Source organism: Actinokineospora sp., assembly GCF_050699995.1.
Lineage (GTDB): Bacteria > Actinomycetota > Actinomycetes > Mycobacteriales > Pseudonocardiaceae > Actinokineospora.
Window position 1 is genome coordinate 1 of the sequence record NZ_JBOHGC010000133.1, and the last position, 19,935, is coordinate 19,935.

22 protein-coding genes are annotated in these 19,935 nt (G+C 69.8%); 11 read left to right on the top strand and 11 right to left on the bottom strand.

Going from position 1 to position 19,935, the window contains the following annotated elements; all coding sequences use genetic code 11:
* On the bottom strand, positions 1 to 366 hold a 366-nt coding region (locus ACRDSQ_RS07715), incomplete at its 3' end, for an AfsR/SARP family transcriptional regulator (RefSeq protein ID WP_431419989.1).
* A gap of 63 nt (positions 367 to 429) precedes the next feature.
* The gene (locus ACRDSQ_RS07720) at positions 430 to 1,419 is read right to left on the bottom strand and encodes a calcium-binding protein (RefSeq protein ID WP_431419991.1); all 990 of its coding nucleotides are present in this window, start codon (positions 1,417 to 1,419) and stop codon (positions 430 to 432) included.
* 179 nt (positions 1,420 to 1,598) lie between these two features.
* Between ACRDSQ_RS07720 and ACRDSQ_RS07725 the strand changes: the two genes are divergently transcribed.
* Positions 1,599 to 2,486 (top strand): hypothetical protein, encoded by an 888-nt coding sequence (locus ACRDSQ_RS07725; protein WP_431419992.1) that lies wholly within the window; start codon positions 1,599 to 1,601, stop codon positions 2,484 to 2,486.
* A 436-nt stretch (positions 2,487 to 2,922) separates the two neighbouring features.
* Here ACRDSQ_RS07725 and ACRDSQ_RS07730 read toward each other — a convergent pair whose 3' ends face one another.
* Positions 2,923 to 3,567: a winged helix-turn-helix transcriptional regulator gene (locus ACRDSQ_RS07730; RefSeq protein ID WP_431419994.1), complete on the bottom strand. Its 645-nt coding sequence runs from the start codon at positions 3,565 to 3,567 to the stop codon at positions 2,923 to 2,925.
* Between ACRDSQ_RS07730 and ACRDSQ_RS07735 the strand changes: the two genes are divergently transcribed.
* A complete protein-coding gene (locus tag ACRDSQ_RS07735; protein WP_431419996.1) occupies positions 3,464 to 4,858 on the top strand; it encodes a cytochrome P450 in 1,395 nt (464 codons plus the stop codon). The two genes, ACRDSQ_RS07730 and ACRDSQ_RS07735, sit on opposite strands and share 104 nt — an antisense overlap.
* A 205-nt stretch (positions 4,859 to 5,063) precedes the next feature.
* Here ACRDSQ_RS07735 and ACRDSQ_RS07740 read toward each other — a convergent pair whose 3' ends face one another.
* From ACRDSQ_RS07740 to ACRDSQ_RS07750, 3 genes are all read right to left on the bottom strand, one after another.
* On the bottom strand, positions 5,064 to 5,564 hold the full coding sequence (locus tag ACRDSQ_RS07740) for a general stress protein (RefSeq protein ID WP_431419998.1): 501 nt from the start codon (positions 5,562 to 5,564) through the stop codon (positions 5,064 to 5,066).
* Positions 5,565 to 5,666: 102 nt separating this feature from the next.
* On the bottom strand, positions 5,667 to 5,867 hold the full coding sequence (locus ACRDSQ_RS07745) for a cold-shock protein (protein ID WP_431420000.1): 201 nt from the start codon (positions 5,865 to 5,867) through the stop codon (positions 5,667 to 5,669).
* A gap of 205 nt (positions 5,868 to 6,072) precedes the next feature.
* Positions 6,073 to 6,594 carry a hypothetical protein gene (locus tag ACRDSQ_RS07750; protein ID WP_431420001.1) on the bottom strand — a complete coding sequence of 174 codons (522 nt, stop codon included), beginning with the start codon at positions 6,592 to 6,594 and terminating at the stop codon, positions 6,073 to 6,075.
* 39 nt (positions 6,595 to 6,633) lie between these two features.
* On the opposite strand from ACRDSQ_RS07750, the gene ACRDSQ_RS07755 reads away from it, so the two are divergent.
* Positions 6,634 to 6,792, top strand: coding sequence for a hypothetical protein (locus ACRDSQ_RS07755; RefSeq protein WP_431420002.1), 159 nt, complete (start codon positions 6,634 to 6,636; stop codon positions 6,790 to 6,792).
* A 26-nt stretch (positions 6,793 to 6,818) separates the two neighbouring features.
* On the opposite strand, the gene ACRDSQ_RS07760 is transcribed toward ACRDSQ_RS07755, so the two are convergent.
* Entirely contained in the window at positions 6,819 to 7,208 is a 390-nt protein-coding gene (locus ACRDSQ_RS07760) for a DUF5994 family protein (protein WP_431420023.1), read from the bottom strand.
* A 95-nt stretch (positions 7,209 to 7,303) separates the two neighbouring features.
* Positions 7,304 to 8,098, bottom strand: coding sequence for an adenylate/guanylate cyclase domain-containing protein (locus ACRDSQ_RS07765; RefSeq protein WP_431420004.1), 795 nt, complete (start codon positions 8,096 to 8,098; stop codon positions 7,304 to 7,306).
* 82 nt (positions 8,099 to 8,180) lie between these two features.
* Between ACRDSQ_RS07765 and ACRDSQ_RS07770 the strand changes: the two genes are divergently transcribed.
* The 7 genes from ACRDSQ_RS07770 (at position 8,181) to ACRDSQ_RS07800 (ending at position 16,402) form a co-directional block, all read left to right on the top strand.
* Positions 8,181 to 8,453 (top strand): hypothetical protein, encoded by a 273-nt coding sequence (locus ACRDSQ_RS07770; RefSeq protein WP_431420005.1) that lies wholly within the window; start codon positions 8,181 to 8,183, stop codon positions 8,451 to 8,453.
* Positions 8,454 to 8,515: 62 nt separating this feature from the next.
* Complete coding sequence (locus ACRDSQ_RS07775; RefSeq protein ID WP_431420006.1) at positions 8,516 to 8,890, top strand: glyoxalase superfamily protein; 375 nt, start codon at positions 8,516 to 8,518, stop codon at positions 8,888 to 8,890.
* An 83-nt stretch (positions 8,891 to 8,973) separates the two neighbouring features.
* Positions 8,974 to 10,533 carry a sialidase family protein gene (locus tag ACRDSQ_RS07780; RefSeq protein WP_431420007.1) on the top strand — a complete coding sequence of 520 codons (1,560 nt, stop codon included), beginning with the start codon at positions 8,974 to 8,976 and terminating at the stop codon, positions 10,531 to 10,533.
* Positions 10,534 to 10,790: 257 nt separating this feature from the next.
* Positions 10,791 to 11,795 (top strand): helix-turn-helix domain-containing protein, encoded by a 1,005-nt coding sequence (locus tag ACRDSQ_RS07785; RefSeq protein ID WP_431420008.1) that lies wholly within the window; start codon positions 10,791 to 10,793, stop codon positions 11,793 to 11,795.
* Between the two features lie 138 nt (positions 11,796 to 11,933).
* Positions 11,934 to 13,907, top strand: a complete 1,974-nt coding sequence (locus tag ACRDSQ_RS07790; RefSeq protein WP_431420011.1) for a S8 family serine peptidase — start codon at positions 11,934 to 11,936, stop codon at positions 13,905 to 13,907.
* 304 nt (positions 13,908 to 14,211) lie between these two features.
* On the top strand, positions 14,212 to 15,207 hold the full coding sequence (locus ACRDSQ_RS07795; protein WP_431420012.1) for a helix-turn-helix transcriptional regulator: 996 nt from the start codon (positions 14,212 to 14,214) through the stop codon (positions 15,205 to 15,207).
* A gap of 265 nt (positions 15,208 to 15,472) precedes the next feature.
* Entirely contained in the window at positions 15,473 to 16,402 is a 930-nt protein-coding gene (locus tag ACRDSQ_RS07800) for a methylglyoxal synthase (protein WP_431420014.1), read from the top strand.
* 66 nt (positions 16,403 to 16,468) lie between these two features.
* Here the strand turns inward: ACRDSQ_RS07800 and ACRDSQ_RS07805 are convergent, their stop codons facing one another.
* Positions 16,469 to 17,107, bottom strand: a complete 639-nt coding sequence (locus ACRDSQ_RS07805) for a dienelactone hydrolase family protein (RefSeq protein WP_431420016.1) — start codon at positions 17,105 to 17,107, stop codon at positions 16,469 to 16,471.
* 132 nt (positions 17,108 to 17,239) lie between these two features.
* Here ACRDSQ_RS07805 and ACRDSQ_RS07810 point away from each other — a divergent pair, with 132 nt between their 5' ends.
* Entirely contained in the window at positions 17,240 to 17,854 is a 615-nt protein-coding gene (locus ACRDSQ_RS07810) for a YbhB/YbcL family Raf kinase inhibitor-like protein (protein WP_431420018.1), read from the top strand.
* Positions 17,855 to 17,876: 22 nt separating this feature from the next.
* On the opposite strand, the gene ACRDSQ_RS07815 is transcribed toward ACRDSQ_RS07810, so the two are convergent.
* On the bottom strand, positions 17,877 to 18,632 hold the full coding sequence (locus ACRDSQ_RS07815) for a response regulator (RefSeq protein ID WP_431420019.1): 756 nt from the start codon (positions 18,630 to 18,632) through the stop codon (positions 17,877 to 17,879).
* A 3-nt stretch (positions 18,633 to 18,635) separates the two neighbouring features.
* Positions 18,636 to 19,935, bottom strand: a 1,300-nt coding sequence (locus ACRDSQ_RS07820; RefSeq protein ID WP_431420020.1) for a sensor histidine kinase, incomplete at its 5' end; no start/stop codon positions are given.

The window sequence follows — 19,935 nt, forward strand, 5'->3', positions numbered from 1 at the left end:
GTCTCCCAACGCGCGACGGCCGGCGCGGACCTGTTCGTCGAACCGGGCGGTGTCGAGACACCCGGGCCGCAGCCGCAGCGCGTAGCCGGGTCTGACGGTGACCAGGAGGCCGCCGAGTCCGATGCCCACCAGCGCCTGCCGGATGCGGGTGAGGTGGCTGGTCATCGTGCGCACGGCGGTCGGCGGCGGCGTCGGACCCCACAGCGCGTCGATCAGGTGTGACCGGGACAGCGCTTCGGGTGCGCGCAGCGCCAGCAACGCCAGCAGGGCGCGTGGCCTGGGGCCCGGGAGCCGCAGGGCGCCGCCGGGCCCGCTGACTTCCAGCGGGCCCAGCAGTCGGACTTCGGCTAGATCGACATGGTCCACGGCATGATCCTCCGTAGAGGAGAGGACCAGGCCGCGATCTAGATACCGGTTTGGGCAGGGCAATCAGGCGATGCAGAAAGGCGCGGTGCCGTAGCCATCGATCTGGTCGATACCGCCGTTGCCCGAGATCAGGTTGTCCGAGTCGTTTCCGCACAGGATGTCGTCGCCCGACCCGCCCGCGATGTTCTGGACGTTGACGAGGAGGTCCGACTCGCCGGGCTGGCCACCCTTGCCGGGAACAAGACTCCCGGTCTGTGCGTCGACGTGACCGAGAATCACGGTCACACCGCTGGTCCGTTCGCTGTAGTCGACGGTGTCTCGCATGGCGGGTGACCCGCCGCTGAGGTCGTCGTCGCCCGGCCCGCCGTTGAACAGGCCGCCACCGGTCGGGTCGTGGATGACGTCGTCGCCGTAGCCGCCGTAGGACTTGTCCCCGGCGTAGCCGCCGTAGAGGCGGTCATTACCGCCGCCCCCGTACAGGGTGTCGTTACAGCGGTACGTGAGCGTGCCGCAGGTCGAGACGCTGTAGGTGAAGTCGCCGTAGAGCGCGTCGTTGTCCGAGCCTGCTTGGATGAGGTCGTTGCCCTCGCCGCCGATGAGCGTGTCGTCACCGGCCTCGCCGTTGAGCATGTCGTTGCCGTCGCCGCCCTCGATCGTGTCGCCCGCCCACCCTCCGGTGACGGTGTCGTTGCCCGTGCCGCCTCCCACGGTGGCTCGCAGGGCTCCGACGTAGGTGAACGAGTCGTCAAGGTCGGCCAGCGATATCCACAGGGAGGCGATTTCCTTCACCGGACAGACCACCTCGGTCGGCTTCATTCCCTTGCACCCCGCGCCCGGCTCCATCGGCGCCGCGTCGGTGATCACCAGAAGATCGCCGACGTGTGAGATCGAGACCTTGTTGACCTGCCCCTTCGCCGCCTGCACGATCAGCATCCCCTTCGCCACCTGCACGGATGCCGTCGTGGCCTGTGCGGTGCCTGCTGCCGCGAAGGCCTGAGCGACGACGAACGCCGCCAGTGCGCCGACCCGCAGCGACTTCCTCGATGCCAACACCAGTTCCTCCCCTGAAGTTCCACGGCCAGGACTGGCCGCCTCCCGTGCGGAGTGTCGGGGCGGTGGGCTGTGATTCGGCTGTGGAACGGCTGCGGACGGCGTTTGCGACCCACAGCAGGACGACAGCCGGTGCGGACTCCACTGGTCGGCGGCAAGAGCCCAACAAGTCGAGGAGCACTATGCGCAAGACAGTGAGAATCGCGGCCGCTTTGGCCTTCGCGGCCGTGGCCGCCCTGTTCGTCGCCCCGACCGCGACGGCGAGCCCCGCCACGACGCAGAGCCTGGAGACGACGTTCTTCTCCGGCACGGTCGCGGCCGGAGCGAGCCAGACCTGGAAGTGGAACAACGCCAACCCGCTGAGCGTGTCGTATGTGGTGGGCTTGTCGCCCAAGGGCGCGAGCACGACCCAGCGTTGCGAGTTCGAGGTGACGCGGACCTGGTACCAGCAGAACTTCGGTGGTGAGCGGGAGTTCTGGTACACGATCAAGAACGTCGGCGCCATCGCCTGCGGCACGGACGTGATGCTCTACTCCATGGCCAACTCGATCGGGGCGTGGTCGACCGGCGGGGTGAACGCGGGCCAGTCGGTGACCAAGCACTGGAACAACGCCAACCCGCTCAACGCCGCCTATGTGGTCGGCATGTCCCCGGAGGGGGCGACCAGCACCTCGCCGTGCAAGTTCGAGGTCACCCGCACGTGGTACCAGCAGCAGCCCGGCGGCGAGCGCGAGTTCTGGTTCACCCTCAAGAACATCGGGACCATCGCCTGCTCCGCCGACATCCTGATGGCGACCAAGACCACCACGACTGTGTCGGGGACGGGCACCATGGGCGCCGGCACCACCGGGCTGTGGTGGTGGAACAACGCGAACCCGTTGTCCGCCGCCTACATCGTCGGGTACTCCCCGCAGGGGGCGACCGGCAGCGCGTGCCAGTTCGAGCTGTTCCGGTCCTGGTACTCGCAGGTGATCAACTCCAATGGTGCGGCCGAGCGGGAGTTCCGCTACACCGCGGGCAACGTCGGATCCATCGCGTGTTCGGCGAACAGGCTGCTGGCCACCGCGTAGGCGGACGCTGAGGGGCCGGCGGTGGCCGGTCCCTCAGCGTGTCGTGGCGACCTGGGCGGCGCGCCGGTGATGGTGATGGAGACTTGAACGGACGGCTGCGCGGATCGAGCAATCTAGGGGAAAGCAGTACATGGTGTTCGTCAGACTTGATCCGGCTTGGTGACGTGCCATGGCGAACGAACTTGAATCACGGGCCCGGCGGCTGGTCTCGCTTTGGTGGGCGGCCACCATTCCCGCGTGGGCGGTGGCTGTCGCCTGGCTGATGGGTTGGGTCGGTCGGACCTCGCTCGCGGGGCCTGAGCGCGGCCGCCAGTGTGACGGCACGCTTTTTCGGCTTGGGGGTGTGGGCTGTGACGGCTGAGCTGCGCCAGGAACTCCACGCATACGAGACGCGGGATGTTCGGTTGCCGCATCCGCCCGGCAAAGGCTGACGGTGTTACCGGTCCGCGGCTTTCGCCAGTCGGGCGGCTTGGACGTCAGGCGCCGCTGGGCTTAGTTGGAGCCAGCTGGGGAGGCCACGCACGATCCAGCGGGTGCCGGTGAGGCTCAGGGCGCCGGTCTTGGCGGCGGCCGTGAGGTCAATCTCGCCCGCCCACACGCGGTACAGGGTGGCCAGGTCGGACGCCAGGACGACATCCACGTCGAAGCCCGGGTCGGTGTGGCAGACCGAGGCGTCGCCGGGTTCCAGGACCAGCCAGAACACGCGGGAGCGGTCGGCGACTTCGATTTGGATCACGGCTCGTTTGGTGAGTTCGCTGGTGTCCACTCGGCCGTGGAGCCACCACATCAGGACCTCCGGGTCCAGCTCCTCCGGTTTGGGGTCGCCGAAGGCGTGGCGGGCACCCCAGTCGGCCAGGACGAAGACCAGGGGGCGAAGGTCCTCGCCTGCCTGCGTCAGCGCGTAGGCGCTGCCCGAGTGGGCGACGACCCCCGCGTTCTCCAGCTGGCGCAGCCGCCTCGACAGCACGCCGCGGCGCATGACCGGGACGCCACGTTTGTCTCCGAGGCGTACGACGCCATGCGGGAGCGGGGGGTATCTGGCGTTGTCCGTGCCCGAGGAGCTGGGTGGGTTGGGCGCCACGATGCGGCAGGTGCTCTACGCCCAGGCCGAGTTGGCCCGGCACGACGGGGCGACCGGCCTGGCCAGTGCCATGCACCAGTACCTGACGCTCATGCAGGGATTCCGCCGCCGCAAAGGGGCGCCGGACGCGGAGGGGGTGCTGCGCCGCGTGGCGGCAGAGGGGATCGTCATCGCGACCAGCGGCGGCTCCGATTGGCTGTGGCCGACGACGACCGCGGTGGCCGTGGACGGCGGGTTCCGGGTGAGCGGCCGCAAGACGTTCTGCAGCCAGTCGCCCGCGGCGACGGTGGTGGCGACGTCCGCGGTGCTCGGTGACGAGGTGCTGCACTTCAGTGCGCCGACGACGTTGGGCCGCAAGTTGGCCGTGTTGGGGCGGGAGCTGCCGGTCGTGTTCGACCAGCGGATGGGTGCGCCGTTGGTGTTGCGCCACAAGGATGTCTCGGCCGCTTTGCGCGACACCGGGACGTTCGGCACCCAGTTCTACGGCATGGGGCCGATGGCCGCCTCGATGATCGCGCACGACGGGGCCGAGCACACCCGGCAGCGGCGGATCCACAACCGGTTCTTCAGCCCGGGGGTGAGCCGTCGCTACGCGGAGCGGATCGTTCCCATCGCCGTGCGCACGTTCGGATCTCTCAAGGGGGACCGGGCCGAACTCGTCGAGGACGCCATCGCCCGGTATCCGATGCAGGTGTTCCTCGACCTGTTGGGGATTCCCGACGAGGTCGGCGACCAGGGGCTGGCGTGGGTGCGGACCATCGTGAGCTGGCTCGGTTCGCCGATGGAGGAAGCGCTTGCGGCGCCAGGGATGCAGGCTTACCAGGAGCTCAGCGACTACACGCGGACCCTGGTCGAGGCCGAACTCACCGATCCGAAGGACAACCTGCTCGGCGAGATCATCCGGGCCCACCTCGACGAGGACCAGTTCTCGCTGGAGGCGTGTGTCGTCGCGGTGGTGGGGCTGATCCTGGGCGGGTTCGAGACGACCATCCAGATGGTGACGGCGACCATCAGCTCGCTCCTGCTCAACCCCGACGCGCTCGAGCAGGTGCGCGCGGACCGGTCGCTGATCGAGCCCGCCATCGATGAGGCGTTCCGCTGGGCGAACCCGTCGGCGGGGCTGTATCGGTTGGTGCTCAAGGAAGTCGAGATCGCCGGGACGCCGATCGCCGCCGGGAGCATGGCGTATTTCTGTATCGCCGCCGCGCATTACGATGAGGAGGCGTTTCCCGATCCTGCGCGTTGCTCGACGGGTGTCCCGGGTTGCGGCTTGATCCTGGCCAGGCGCTGACATTCCGTTACGGCGCAAGGGGTTTCGTGCAGCACGGCACGGACGCTGTGCCGGTGGTGTGGTCACCCCGAGCCTGAGGTCACCGCTTCACGACGGGAACCGGGATCCGCAGCTGTCGCCATTGCAGACCCAGCCAGGAAGCCCCGGCGGGGGCCGAGCGGCGCAGGGCGACGGTCCGCGCGGCCTGGGGAGGAACGGTGACGGATCAGCCCTTGGCCGGTCCGGCCAGCACGAGCTGGGCGAGGAGGTCACGGCCCTTTTCGGCGGTGCGGGGCAGGCTGAGCACGTCGTAGCGGCGGGCCACGAGCTGGCTGTGCGAGACGAAGTCGCGCTTGCCCTTCGCCGGGCGGTACTTGAGGGCGGCCGACGCCATGCCGAAGCCGAGGCCGGTGACCAGGCCGATCAGGATCGGCGGCCCGGCGCCACCCTCGGTGACCAGGCTGAGCAGCAGTCCGACCATCAGGCCGAGCCACGCGCCGGACGCGGCGCCCGCGCCGAGGACACGCCCCCACGTGAGCTTGCCGTCCACCCGCTCGACGAGCATCGGGTCGATGCCGACGATGGTCAGCGTCTCGACCGGGAAGTCTTTGCGCGCCAGGTGGTCGACGGCGCGCTGGGCCTCGTCGTAGGAGTCGTAGGAGCCGATCGGCCAGCCTTCGGGCACCGTCGGAGTGGACACCTTGTCGCTGGGAGCGAACGCAGTCATTTTCTCACCTCTCGCATCCCCGACGGTACACCGTCGGTCACAACACGAACGGCCCCTCGACCCGGTGAAGGGTCGAGGGGCCGGGCGGTCCGTGGGTACTGCTTAGACGATGCGCACGCCGACGGCCTGCGGGCCCTTGGGGCCCTGGGTGATCTCGAACTCGACGCGCTGGTTCTCGTCCAGGCTGCGGAAGCCGTTGGAGTCGATCTCCGAGTAGTGCACGAACACGTCGGGGCCGCCCTCATGGGCGATGAAGCCGAAACCCTTTTCGGCGTTGAACCACTTCACGGTTCCCTGAGTCATTGAATTCTCCTACTTGTGGTGCTGGATCGGGTTCCGCGAACCGCGGTACCCGGGTCGGGTCAGACGACGACATCTCCAGCTTGTCCAACAAGAGAGAGAGCGCCCGCAACCATCGTTTCCGCGAGCTTTGACACACGAACACAAAATTGACGACCTTCAGGCACAACCACCGGCGCCGCCGGTTTGTTCCCGACAGTGGCACAGGTCACTGCCCGGCCGGGATGAGCCGGTCGTGCGGGTACTCGGCGGCGCGGCCCTGGAAGGCCAGGACGCTCGGGTCGCGGATGACGCCGTCGCGGATCTCGATGGCCCGGCCGATGGTGGAATCGGCCTCCCAGGCCGCCGGGCCCGACAGCACGGTCCGCAGGTGGGGGAGCAGCGCCTCGCTGATCTCCCAGGTGGCGGCGTCCCACAGGTGTGACGGGCTGTGGTCGAGGTCCTCCTCCATCAGGAACATCAGTGGCGCCTCGGTGTCCTGCAGCACGCAGTTGACGACGAGGTCGTGCTCGGCGAGGAAGTCGGCAGGCGGCTTGCGGCCGCTGTCGGTCATCGCGTGGCTGCCGCGCGGGTCAGTGTCGTCGCTCTCGAGGTGGACGATGCTCGCCGAGTGGGTCGGCGAGCTGAGCGCGGTGACCGCGCCGCGGGCGGTGGCACCGAAGCCGATGACGACCGCGCGCAGCCTGCGGCCGTAGTCGCCGGTGCTGCCGGTGAGCTGCAGCGCGTGCATGACCGAGCACTAGCCCGCGAGTTCGTTCTTGTGGAACACGTGCAGGTTGAACCGGCCGTCGCGGTCCAGTGGTTCATCGCCTCGAACGCGATCAGGGTCAGCTTGCTGTCGATCGCCGACTGGGTGACCGCCGCGTCCTGCACGCAGTGCGGCCAGCCCTACAGCACCTGCCCTTCGCGCAGGGTGTCGACATCCTGAGTAGAGCCATAGAGCGGGACTTCCGTTCAGAATGGGGAAATATCGGTGAGAATGTGCGCGGCGTCGGCGACACAGTCCGCCGCGGCCACCAGGTCCAGCGCCGTGTTCGCGAGATCGGCGGCGGCGTGCGCGGGCACGCCGAGCAAGGTGAACCGGCCGAGACGCGGTCCGATGAGGACGATCGTGTGCGCGTTCATCGCGCGAAAACCCCGCAGCCGCACGGTGTTCTCGCCCACGAGCAGTTCGTCGGGCGCGGTGTCCCCTGAGCCGCGGCGGTAGCCGATCCGGTCGACCGGGCCGAACCGTTCGGTGAGAGTGGCGATCAGCGCGGAGAACTCCTCGACGGGTTCGCGGGACCGGGGCCACCAGCCGCCGTCGAAGAATCCCGTTGCGGCGTTGAGGGGTTTGAGCGTGATTCGGGCGTCGGTGCGCTCAGTGAACGCACGCCTTCCACTCCGCGATGCTGCCCTCTACCGCTCCATCACCGTCCGCGAGAAGGGTGTCGCCGTGGTCACCGACCGTGCACGTCGTCGCCGTAGCGCGGGACGACGGAGAACACCTCGAGGTCGCGGGGCGTGCCCTTCGCGCGGAAGCGGCGCCTGCGTCGGATGGTGTAGCGGTCGGTGTCGACGGTGGCCAGCGCCGGTCCGGACACCAGGACCTCGCCCGCGCCCGCCGCGGCGGCGACCCGGGCGGCCACGTTGACGTCGACGCCGAGGTAGTCGGTGCCGACGCGGCGCGGCCTGCCGGAGTGCAGCCCGGTGCGCAGCTGCGGGCGGTAGCCCTCGATGGTGATGGCGCTGATCGCGGTGCACGCCTCGTAGGCGGCGTCGATGGCGGGGCCCGCGTCGCGGAAGACGGCCATCACCCCGTCGCCGAGGGACTTCACGACCGTGCCGCCGTGCCGGGTGATGACCTTGTCGCTGGCGTCGCCGACCTCGCCGAGCAGCCGCAGCACCTGGTCGTCGCCCGCCTCGAGTGCCCAGCTGGAGAAGTCGACCAGGTCGGTGAACAGGATGGTGACCTCGGCGCCGTCGGCGGCCATGCCACCGGAGCCGCTGAGCGCCTGCCACACCTGCACCGCGGTCAGCCCCAGCTCCCGCACGGCGCTGGGCTGGTCGGTCCCGGCCTGGGCGATGAGCCGGGCGATGCGGTCCGAGGGCCGGTCGCCGATCGCGGGAGCCATCTGGCCGGGCGCGAGCCTGCGGACCGTGCGCACCGTCTTCAGGACGCCTTCGTGCCGGTCCGACGCGCGCAGAACGCGCCGCAGCCGGGTCCAGGCGCGTTCGTCGGGTGCGTCGCTCACACCGAAACCCTACGGGCTCACGGACGTCGCGCGGTGTGATCCTTATCGGGCCGTGCCGGGCGGTGTGGCGGATACTCGGGCCATGGCTGACGACGACAACCGGGACTTCGCCATCTACCAGGCCCTCAAGGCGGTCGACGAGGTCGCCGCGGCGCTGCAGACCTACCTGGTCGAGGGGCAGGGCGCCGAGTTGGACCGCGAGGCCGTGCCCAGCACCTCCACCAACTCCCTCACCCTCCTGCGCCAGGCCCGCGAGCGCCTTGGGGAGGGTCTGCGGGCGATAGGCGCCGACCGGATCTCCGACTCGGACGGAATTTCGCTGCGAAATATCCGCCCAGAGCGGCCTGCGGACTGAACCTGTCCGCAACGGTCGATAGCTTGGGTTTGTCAACGAGCGCGACCGAAAGAGGACAGACCATGGACTGCAAGCTCGAACTGGTGGCGGTGCCCGTGTCCGATGTGGACCGGGCCAAGGCGTTCTACACCGAGCAGGTCGGCTTCGTCGCCGACCACGACCACCGGGTCAGCGACGACATCCGGTTCGTCCAGCTCACCCCGCGCGGATCGGCGTGCTCGATCGCCATCGGAACGGGCGTCTCCCAGGCCGCGCCGGGGTCGGTGGAGGGCCTGCAGGTCGTGGTCGACGACATCGAGGCGGCGCGGGCCGACCTGGTCGCGAACGGCGTCGAGGCGAGCGAGGTCCAGGACTTCCCGTGGGGCCGGTTCGTGTTCTTCAGCGACCCCGACGGCAACGGCTGGGCGGTCCAGCAGATGCTCAAGCCGCAGGTGTAACACCCGTCGTCGCCCGATCGAGTGACAAGGAAGGGGGCGACGAAGGGACGGGCGATGAGCCCATGTCAAGACGAGCCCATTCAGTGTCACTGGCAGTTGTCGCGGTAGCCGGACTGACCGCCACGTTCGCCGTGGCGCCCGCCGCGGCCGTGGTCGGCCCACTCGGCCAGGCGAGCGGGCCGAGCCTGTTCGCGCCGGGCTGCCACGGGGCGCCGCAGAACGGCACCCTGTTCGTAGGTTCCGAAGTCGAGCCCTGGGTGGGTGTAAATCCGACCAACCCGGGCAGGCTGATCGGCGTGTACCAGCAGGACCGCTTCTCCAGCGGCGGCGCGAGCGGACTGGGCACCAGTGTGTCCCACGACGGCGGCCTTTCCTGGTTCCAGCTCCCGGTGGCCGCGCTGCCGAAGTTCTCCCGCTGCGCGGGCGCCGCGCCCGGAGGGGTCGGCGACTACGAACGCGCGACGGACCCGTGGGTCACGTTCGGGCCCGACGGGCACGCGTACCAGATGAGCCTGTCGTTCAACGACACCCGCGACCTGGCCAACGCGATGCTCGTGAGCGAGTCCCTCGACGGCGGACTGACCTGGGGCCCGCCCCAGGAGCTGATCCGCGACACCAACCCGCACGTGTTCAACGACAAGAACTCGATGACCGCCGACCCGCACAACCCCGGCCTGGTGTACGGGGTCTGGGACCGGCTGGTCTTCCCGAACGAGCGGGCGGGCGGCGTCTCCTTCCTGACCGCGGCGGCCTTCGTCGGCCCGACCTACTTCACCCGCACGACGAACGGCGGGGCCGGCTGGGAGCCCGCGCGCAACATCTTCGACCCAGGCCAGAACGACCAGACCATCGGCAACCAGATCTCGGTCACCGGTGTCGGCGACCTGGTCAACGTCATGACCGTGTTCCGCAACGACAACCAGCTCGGCCGCAAGGGCGGCACGATCTCGGTGCTGCGCTCCACCGACAAGGGCACGGCCTGGAGCGGGGAGGTCGTCGTCGGCCGGCTCGGCACGGTCGGGGTCAGCGATCCCCGCGACGGCGCGCCGGTCCGCACCGGCGACATCATCCCGTCCATCGCGACCGACGAGCGGCCCGGCCGCGACGAGGTCTACGTGGTGTGGCAGGACGCCCGGTGGTCCGGCTTCCAGCGCGACCAGATCGCGTTCTCGAAGTCGACCGACGGCGGACGGACCTGGACGCCGGCCGTGCGGATCAACTCGGTCGCGTCCACCCAGGCGTTCACCCCGGCGATCGAGGTCGACGCCCAGGGCAACGTCGCGGTCCTGCACTACGACTTCCGCAACGACACGGCCGCGGACACCCCACTCACCACCGACGTGTGGATCCTGAGGTCGAGCGACGGCGGGGCCACCTGGAGCGAGGAGCGTGTCTCCCCGTTCTCGTTCGACATGCGCCAAGCGCCCAACGCGCGGGGCTTCTTCGTCGGCGACTACATCGGTCTCGGGGCGACCGGCACGACGTTCAAGCCGTTCTGGACCATGTCCACCCCGGCGACGGACACGTTCGGCACCACGGTCGCGGCGCCGTTCCCGCCCGCGACGATCACCCCCGAAGCGTCGCCCGCCGGATTGAGCGGCACGGCCTTCCCCGCCCACCGCGGCAAGCCGACGCCGCGCTGAGTTCCCGCGATCCCGAAAGGGATTGGAGGTGTGGCATCTCCTTAGTGGAGCCCGCCCGCGCGAGGGCTTTCTGAGTGCGGGCGGGCACCGACACGCCGGCTACCCCCTGCCGATAGCCGGCGTCGCACCCGCGAAACGGGCACGGGTCGACTGTAGGGCGAATCGCGTGACTTTCGCGGTCCGCTACCGGACGATGTCGTGAACAGGACACGATTCGTGGGCACCCGTCCACGCCCGCCATCTCCTACGGTGTGCCCATGGCGTATCTGCTCGAACCGGTCGGGCTCAGCGAATCCGACAACGCGGTGTACCTGGCGCTGGTCGGGGCCCCGAAGGCTTCCCTGGCCGAGCTGGCCGACCGGGTGCACCTGCCCGTGGGCTCGGTTCGGCGGGCGATGACGCGGCTGGTCGGGGCGGGACTGGTGACCAAGATGCTGACCCGGCCGACCCGGTACCTGCCCGCCCCTCCCGACACCGCTGTGGAGGCGCTGGTCGCGCGACGCAGGCGTGAACTGCAGGACCTGCGGATCGCGGCGGGCGAGTTGGCGCTGCGGCTGGAGCGGCCCGCGTCGTCGGGGCCCGCCGGTCTCGTCGAACTCCTCGAAGGCGACGAGGTCATCCAGCACCACCTGGAGCAGACCCAGGCCCAGGCGCGGGCGGAGGTGCTGATCATCGACACGCCGCCCTACCTGCAGGGGGCGCCCGTGCGCAACGAGGGGGAGCTGGCGAACCTGGCGCGCGGGGTCGCCTACCGCTGCATCTACGACCGGCCCGCATTGGAGGAGCCGGGCCACTTCGACGACCTGGTCGAGTGCGTCCGGGCGGGTGAGCAGGCGCGGACACTCATCTCGGTGTCGATGAAGATGCAGATCGTCGACCGGGAGATCGCCATCATCCCGGTCTCGTTCACCCAGACCGAGACCCGCACCCGGCTGCTCGTGCGCGCCTCGCCGATGCTCGACGCGCTGGTGCAGTGCTTCGAATCCCTTTGGCACCAAGCGGTTCCGGTCGCGATGCCCGCCGGGTCGGGGAACCAGGGGGCGCCTGACGCGCCCGACGGCGAACGTGACCTGGCCCTGCTCACCTTGTTGGGCGCGGGCATGAAGGACCGGGCCATCGCCCGGACCCTGGGCGTCACCGAACGCACCCTGAGCCGCTACATCCGTGAGCTCATGGACTCGCTGGAAGCCGACACGCGGTTCCAGGCAGGTATCCAGGCCGCGCGGCTCGGGTTGCTCCGCGCTCATCCGGAAGCCGACTGACGGGCCTGTCGTATACCGGACATTGTCTGGTGCCGCGGCTTATATCCCGCAAAACGCCGGATTACCTTTCGCCCATTCGGGTGCGTCTTCCTGTTTGTGATCACGAAGCGTGCTCGTCCCTGCGGAAGGACTCATCACATGAAGCGAACCAAGATCTGGGCCGCGGTCGCGGCTGGCGTGACCGCCGTGGCGGGCGTCGGCCTCGGGTCCGTGTGGATCCCGGCGGCGGCCGACCAGCCCGCCGCGACTGAGCGCGCCGCGGTGGCGGGGGTCATCGTCGGCTACAAGTCCCGCGCCGCCGAGGCGGGCTCGGACGACGCGGCCCGACAGGACGTGTCCGCGAAGGCGAGGGCCCGCGGACTCGACCTCGACTTCGGCCGCCGCCTCGCCACGGGGGGTGTGCTGGTGGACCTGGGGGGTGTGGACCAGGCCGCGCTCACCGCGGCCATGCGGGCGTTCCAGGCCGACCCCGACGTCGCCTACGTCGAACCGGACGTGCGGATGTACGCGACCGCGGACCCCGACGACACCGACTACGCCAAGCAGTGGCACTACTTCGAGGACAAGGCGGGCATGCGGGTGCCGGGCGCCTGGTCGGCGGCGACCGGGTCCGGGGTGACCGTGGCGGTGATCGACACCGGCTATGTCAAGCACTCCGACCTCGACGCGAAGATCGTCGCCGGGTACGACTTCATCACCAGCACCAGCGACTCCCGGGACAACAACGGGCGCGACTCGAACCCCGCCGACGAGGGCGACTGGCAGGCCACCGCCGGTGAGTGCGGCCAGGGCTCGCAGGCGCACAACTCGACCTGGCACGGCACCCATGTGGCCGGGACGATCGCCGCTGTCACCAACAACGGCAAGGGTGTCGCTGGTGTGGCCCCGGACGCGAAGATCCAGCCGGTCCGGGTGCTCGGCAAGTGCGGTGGGTCCCTTTCGGACATCTCCGACGCCATCATCTGGGCCTCCGGCGGCACGGTCAGCGGCATCCCCGCGAACCAGGCACCCGCGAAGATCATCAACATGAGCCTCGGTGGCGGCGGTTCGTGTTCGAGCACCTACCAGAACGCGATCAACGGCGCGGTCCAGCGCGGCAGCACGGTCGTGGTGGCCGCGGGCAACTCCAACCAGGACACCTCCGGCTCCCAGCCCGCGAACTGCGACAACGTCGTCACCGTGGCGGCCACCGACCGCGACGGCAACCGGGCTCAGTTCCGCTCGGACGGGACCGCGGGCTCCAACTACGGCACGATCGTCGATATCGCCGCCCCCGGCGGTGAGACGTGGACGGCGACCGACCGGAGCAACGGCATCCTGTCGACCCTCAACTCGGGTACGACCACGCCGGGAGCGGAGTCCTACGCCTTCTACCAGGGAACCAGCATGGCCGCCCCGCACGTCGCCGGACTGGCCGCGCTGATGGTGTCGAAGAAGACCGACCTGACCCCGGCCCAGGTCGAGAAGGCCATCAAGGACAACGCCCGCGCCCTGCCGGGCACCTGCAGCGGCGGCTGCGGCGCGGGACTCGCCGACGCCGCGAAGACCCTTGCCGCGCTTGGCGGCGACACCGGAAGCACTGTCACGGTCACCAATCCGGGCGACCAGTCCACTGTGGTCAACACGTCGGTCAGCCTGCAGATCGAGGCGTCGAGCTCCACCTCGGGTGCGACGCTGAGCTACTCGGCCACGGGGCTGCCGTCGGGTCTGGCGATCAGTTCGTCGACCGGGCTGATCTCCGGGAAGCCCACGGCCACCGGCACTTCCGCGGTCAAGGTCACTGTGACCGACAGTGCGAACGGGACGAACTCCGCTTCGTTCACCTGGGCGGTCACCAGCGGCCAGAGCGGCGGCACGGTCACCGTGACCAAGCCGTACGACCAGTGGGGCTTCGTCGGCTGGAGCATCCAGCCCCTACAGATCCAGGCGTCGAGCACCGCCGGCGGCGCCCTGACCTTCACCGCGTCGGGCATGCCCGCGGGCCTGTCGATCAGCTCGTCCGGCCTGATCACCGGAACACCCACGGCGCGGGGCGTCTTCACCGTCACGGTGACCGCCAAGGACTCCGGCGGCGGCACGGGCAGCACGACCTTCGGCTGGCAGGTCTACTGACCTGATCGGCCGATCTGAGCAGCACCGACCGGGTGGCCCACGCCCTCCACCCGGTCGGTGCTCCCGTCTCGGAGGAAATCGGGCCGCCCGAGCACACCGCAGCCGCACCCCAGCACAAAGACGAGGTCATGAACGCGACGGCACCTTCGGGTGGTGGGGCTTTATTCGGGGCGGAGATGGCCCTACCCTCGCGGGGGTCGGGGGCTCCCTCCCCACCTTCTCGACCCGCAGGGTCATCCCAGGGGTCCCCGAATCAAGCCCAACCACCCGAAGGTGCCGGAACCCAGCCCCCAAAGGCCACGACATGTATCTGCTTGAGCCGGTCGGTCTGAGCGAGTCCGACAACGCGGCCTATCTGGCGCTGCTCGGCGCGCGGAAGGTCACGTCGGCCGAACTGGCCAAGCTGGTGAACATGTCCACCGCGTCGGCCAGTCGCTGTCTCGGGCGGCTGATCGACGCCGGCCTGGTGGCCCGGCTGCGGACCCGGCCGGTGCGGTTCGTCCCCGCGCCGCCCGATGTGGCCGTCGAGGCGCTCGTGGCCAAGCGCGACCAGGAGCTGCAGGGGCTGCGCACCGCGTCGCGGGAGCTGGCTCAGCGGCTCGACGAGACGTTCCCGACGGTGCGGGCCGGGCTCGTGGAGATGATCGACGGCTACGAGGCCACCACTCAGCACATCGCCCAGGCGCAGCTCGGCGCGAAGGACGAGGTGCTGATCGTCGACGCCCCGCCGTATCTCGACGTCACCCCGGTGCAGAACATCCAGGAACTGCGGCTGCTCGAACGAGGGGTGTCCTATCGGTGCGTTTACGACAGGTCCTCGCTGGAGAACCCGGAGCACTACGACTACATGATGGAGTGTGTCCGCGCGGGGGAGCGGGCGCGCACGCTGAACGCCGTCACGATGAAGATGATAATCATCGATCGGAAGGTCGCGTTCGTGCCGAATGTGTTCGGGGGAAGGGAAACCAGCTCCGCGCTCGTCGTGCGGGCCTCGCCGCTGCTCGACGCGCTGCTGGAGTGCTTCGACTGGCTGTGGTCGAAAGCCGTGCCGCTGGACGGGGATTCGGCGGCCCCGCGCCAGGGCGAGCCGAGCCGGCGCGACCGGCGCCTGCTGGCGCTGATGGCGACCGGGATGAAGGACCGGGCGATCGCCAGGACCCTGGGCATCACGGAACGGACCCTGAGTAGGCACATCCACGAGCTGATGACCTCGCTGGAGGCCGACACCCGTTTCCAGGCTGGGATGCAGGCGTTCCACCGCGGGTGGTTGCGACCGTCCGAAGAGGACATTCGGGCCTGACCGATGCCGGACATTGTCCGGTATCCACGGCCCCTGTCCGAACAACGCGACTTCCGCGCCTGGTGCTCGCGCTCCATGAGGCCGCCGCGCCGTGGATCGCCGCGCACGTTCGCTGGGGCGACATCGTGATCGACGTCGCCGGCGCGTACCGACGGTTCGCGACCGGCCGGTGATCTTCACCCAATCGAATGATCGACAAGCAGGCTCCGGACCGGAAAGGTAAGCGGCGCTCATCCAGCGACGCATGACGAGACAAGGAACCCTTGTGTCCACAGAGGACTGGTTGCCCCGTATCACCGCCATGTTCAGGATGTACGACCTCGACCGCGACGGCTACCTCGCGCGGGAGGACCTGATCGCCTACGCGGGACGGGTCGCCGAACAGCTGACCGCGCCCGAGGACACCCGCCGCCGGGCCGCGCTGCACGACGCGTACAGTGAGATGTGGACCCAGCTCGCGGCCGTGTCCGACACCGACCGAGGTGGCCGGATCAGTGAGCAGGAGTTCGTCGCCGCCACCGCGCGCGGCGGCTTCGACGGCGACCCGCACTTCCGTGACTCCACCCTGCGCGCGATCGATGCCCTGACCGACGCGCTGGACAGAGACGGCAGCGGCTCCGTCGAACCCGAGGAATACGACCGGATCTTCGGTGCCACCGGCCTCGACCGCGAGCTCGCCGCGCTCGACTTCGCCTCGGTCGATGTCGACGGCGACGGCCGGATCACCCGTCAGGAACTGCGCTCCGCCGCGATCCACCTGTACCCGCTGGCCGACCCGAGCTGGCTGCTCGACGACGCGCCCCCGCCGTCCGGGCCGCGGTCGATCGCACTGGTCGCCCACGATTCCCGCAAGGCCGACCTGCTCGCCTGGGCCCGGCGCCGCGCGGACGAACTGGCCGGATTCCGCTTGTACGGCACCGGAACCACCGGTCGGCTGCTCACCGACCAGCTCGGCCTGCCGGTCACCGCGCTGCGCAGCGGCCCGCTCGGCGGCGACCAGCAGATCGGCGCGCTGGTCACCCAGGGCGAGATCGACCTGCTCGTCTTCTTCTGGGACCCGCTCAGCTCCCACCCGCACGGCGACGACGTGCGCGCGCTGATCCGGCTTTCCGTGCTGGCCAACATCAAGGTCGCGCTCAACGCGGCCACCGCCGACGCCATGCTCGCGCACACGCCGGTCCCCGTTCCCGCCTGACGAAATCAGGTCCGGACCTGCGTTCGGCAGGTCCGGACCTGGTTGCCACTACTCGGATGCGCAGCCCTAGGGGGCGTGGTCGCGGAACCAGGCCGCGGCGAGGTCCGCGACACGGTCCAGCGTGCCCTGCTCCTCGAACAGGTGGGTCGCTCCGGGGATGACCTCGATGCGGTTCGGCGCCGTGAGTGCTCGGCTCGCCTGCTCGTTGAGGGTGAGCACCCGGGTGTCCAGGCCGCCGACGATGAGCAGCGTGGGCGCCTGAACGCGGGCGAGCGCGTCCCCGGCCAAGTCTGGCCTGCCTCCCCGGGACACGACGGCGTGCACCGAGTGGTCGTCGGCGGCCGCGACCAGGGCCGCCGCCGCGCCGGTGCTGGCGCCGAACAGGCCCAGCGGGAGTCCGCGCACCGCCGGCTGCCCGCGGATCTGCTCCACCGCGGTCGACACTCGGGACGCGAGCAGGTCGATGTCGAAGCGGAGTTCCCTGGTCCGCAGGTCGACCTGTTCCTCCTCCTCGGTCAGCAGGTCCATGAGCAGGGTGGCGAACCCGCTGTCCCGCAGCACCTTCGCCACCGCCCGGTTGCGGCTGCTGTGCCGCGAGCTGCCCGACCCGTGGGCGAACACGACGATCCCGCGCGCGTCAGCCGGTACCGCCAGGTCACCGGGCAGCTCACCGCCCGAGGACTCGATGACCACCGGAACAGACATCCCGCCTCCCACCCACTGGATAACCGGGAGCGGCCCCGCCGAAACGCGGCGATTGGCATCGCGGGGTTTGGGTAACCCAGACAACCGGAAGGAGGTTCCACCATGCCACACTCCGGCAGTCACAAGCACGACGTGAAACGCACTCGCCTCCGGGCGGATCGAGAGCGGCGGGGCGTCCCGCACGACCAGGCCGTCGACAACGTCACCGAGGAAGTACGGCAGGACGACGCGCCCGCGGAGCTGGCCCCGACCTCGCTGAGCAAGGGCAGCCGGTCGATGGACGACCCGATCCCGGACAACATCATCGAGCTGCGCAGCGCCGCGTTCACCGACCACACGCTCATTCCCAACCGGTTCGCGCACGACGGCGACAACGCCTCGCCGCCGCTGCAGTGGACGGCACCGCCCGAGGGCACCGAGGAACTGGTCCTGGTCTGCGAAGACCGGGACGCGCCGGACGGCACCTTCGTGCACTGGGTGGCGACCGGCATCTCACCCGATGTGAACGAACTCCCTGAGGGAAAGTTGCCCGAGGGCGTCACGCAGGGCCGTAACAGCTGGGGTGGCACCGGCTGGGACGGACCCGCACCCCCAATCGGCGACGATCCGCACCGGTACTTCTTCCGCCTCTACGCCGTCGACGAGCCCCTCGGCCTCGGTGCGGACGCCACGGCGGACCAGGTGCACGACGCGGTCCGCGGCCACAAGCTGGCCGCAGGCACCCTCGTAGGCCTCTTCGGCCGCTGAGCCAGCCCGCCTCCCCGGAATTTTAGGTGCTGGTTACGCCAGGGGGACCGTCCGGACGGTCGGTAAACCGTGGTCCGGCGCCGCCACGGTCCCCTAGGCTCTCGTCAGCGGGCGCGCCAAGGGAAGGCTCAAGCAGTCCAGCCTCATGAGCAAGGATCGCCGCCTGAACGCGATTGGTGCAGGAGAGTTTGGTCAGGATGCGGCTCACATGGACCTTGACTGTGCCCGCGGACAATCCCAGCCGGGTCCCGATCTCGGCATTGGCCAGGCCACGTCCGATCCATACCAGCACTTCGCGCTCACGGGCGCTCAGTGCCGCGAGCCGCTCAGCGGCACGTGAAGCGCGAGCCACAGGCGCGGCAAGCGATCGATCAATGACGTGCCGCGCCACACCAGGTGACAGCACCGCGTCTCCAGCAGCAGCAGCACGAACCGCATGCAAGATCTGCCCCGGATCAGCGTCCTTCAGCAGAAACCCCGCCGCCCCACCCCGAAGCGCCCGATCCACATACTCCTCTTCACCAAACGTGGTCAGCATGATGACCCGAACCGACGGAGCGATCCGCGCGATCTCCTCAACCGCGGCCAACCCATCCACCTCAGGCATACTGATATCCACCAACGCCACATCGATCTCCAAGCGCCGAACCGCCGCGACAGCCTCCGCCCCATCAGCGGCCTCGGCCACGACCTCGATATCGGGCGCCTGTCCCAACAGCAGCCCCACAGCGCCCCGCATCATGGGTTCGTCGTCGGCAAGCAGAACACGAATCGGCATGGGTCAGTCCTCGGAGACGGGGATTTCAAACCAGGTCTTCTCCACCAACTCGTCCTCGGCGAAGCAAAAGCGGAAGATCGCCGCGGTCTCCGAGTCCGGTGGGTCGTCGGCGGGCACGTACGAACACCACGTGTCATCCGGCCACGGCGGCTCGTGGCCCAAGGCGGCGGCTTCCGCCGACACGACGTTCGGCCCGAACCAGCCTTGGACGTCCTCCGGTGTCATGCCCAACTCGATGTCCGCCAACGGGTCTTCGTGGTCTGCCGGGGCGGGCGGCGGCACGAACGCCAGGGTGGTGAGCACCATCGCCGCGACGGCGGCCAGACCCGCGACCGGCAGCACCGCGGCCAGCCGCGCGGCGAGCGGACGAGCCGGGACTGACTCGGCTGCCTGATCCTCGACATCGGCTTCGGCGACCGGGCCCTCGCCGGTGAGCGGCATGACCGCGGTGACCACGAAACCACCGTCCGCCGTCGGTCCGGCCGTCAGCCCGCCCGCGACCAGGCGGACCCGCTCCCGCAACCCCACCAGGCCGCTGCCCGTCCCGGCCAGCCGCGGCACTCCGCCCGGGCCGTTGCGGACCTCGACCGTGACCCGCTCGGACCCCGCTGAGACGGTGACCGCGACCAGGGCGCCCGCCGCGTGCTTGTGCACGTTCGTCAGCGCCTCCCGCACCACCCGGTGCACGGCCTGGCGCACCGGCACCCGCGCGTCGATCAGGTCCGGCCCACGCCAGTCCAGGGTCACGCTGACACCCGCGGCCCGGGATGCCGCCACCAACCCAGTGACGTCCACCCGGGTCCCGGTCGCCTCCGTGGACTCCGCCGGGCGGCCCGGTCGAAGCACGCCGAGGGAGTGACGCAGCTCGTCGAGCGCGGTGCGCGCCGTCGAGCGCACCAGGTACGCGGCCTTCACCAGCTCCGGGTCCTGGTCGGTCGCTGCCACCTCCAGGGCGCCCGAGTACATGGCGATCAGGCTGAGCCGGTGGCCGAGGTGGTCGTGCATCTCCTCGGCGATCCGGGATCGCTCCCGCTGCCGCGCCTCGGACCGTTCGAGGTCGCGGGTCCTGGCGAGGAACTCGGCCCGCTCGCGCAGCGCCGCGACCAGCCGGGCCTGCTGCGCCTGCAGCGCGCCGACAAGGGCGGGCACCGCGACGCACAGGACGGTCAGGATGGTGATCACGACGGTCACGTACTGCCAGCGGTAGGTCGGCTGGGTGATCAGCACGACGCCGACCGGGAGCAGCGCGGCGGCGGCGAAGACCGGGCCCCGCATCGGCGGCCGGCAGCGGGCGCCCGCGGTG

What these genes read in the sequence shown, in the direction of transcription:
- ACRDSQ_RS07725 (WP_431419992.1), top strand. Translation starts at nt 1,599, where the DNA reads ATGCGCAAGACAGTGAGAATCGCGGCCGCTTTGGCCTTCGCGGCCGTG.
- ACRDSQ_RS07735 (WP_431419996.1), top strand. Translation starts at nt 3,464, where the DNA reads ATGACCGGGACGCCACGTTTGTCTCCGAGGCGTACGACGCCATGCGGG.
- ACRDSQ_RS07740 (WP_431419998.1), bottom strand. Translation starts at nt 5,564, where the DNA reads ATGACTGCGTTCGCTCCCAGCGACAAGGTGTCCACTCCGACGGTGCCC.
- ACRDSQ_RS07745 (WP_431420000.1), bottom strand. Translation starts at nt 5,867, where the DNA reads ATGACTCAGGGAACCGTGAAGTGGTTCAACGCCGAAAAGGGTTTCGGC.
- ACRDSQ_RS07750 (WP_431420001.1), bottom strand. Translation starts at nt 6,594, where the DNA reads ATGCACGCGCTGCAGCTCACCGGCAGCACCGGCGACTACGGCCGCAGG.
- ACRDSQ_RS07770 (WP_431420005.1), top strand. Translation starts at nt 8,181, where the DNA reads ATGGCTGACGACGACAACCGGGACTTCGCCATCTACCAGGCCCTCAAG.
- ACRDSQ_RS07775 (WP_431420006.1), top strand. Translation starts at nt 8,516, where the DNA reads ATGGACTGCAAGCTCGAACTGGTGGCGGTGCCCGTGTCCGATGTGGAC.
- ACRDSQ_RS07785 (WP_431420008.1), top strand. Translation starts at nt 10,791, where the DNA reads ATGGCGTATCTGCTCGAACCGGTCGGGCTCAGCGAATCCGACAACGCG.
- ACRDSQ_RS07790 (WP_431420011.1), top strand. Translation starts at nt 11,934, where the DNA reads ATGAAGCGAACCAAGATCTGGGCCGCGGTCGCGGCTGGCGTGACCGCC.
- ACRDSQ_RS07795 (WP_431420012.1), top strand. Translation starts at nt 14,212, where the DNA reads ATGTATCTGCTTGAGCCGGTCGGTCTGAGCGAGTCCGACAACGCGGCC.
- ACRDSQ_RS07805 (WP_431420016.1), bottom strand. Translation starts at nt 17,107, where the DNA reads ATGTCTGTTCCGGTGGTCATCGAGTCCTCGGGCGGTGAGCTGCCCGGT.
- ACRDSQ_RS07815 (WP_431420019.1), bottom strand. Translation starts at nt 18,632, where the DNA reads ATGCCGATTCGTGTTCTGCTTGCCGACGACGAACCCATGATGCGGGGC.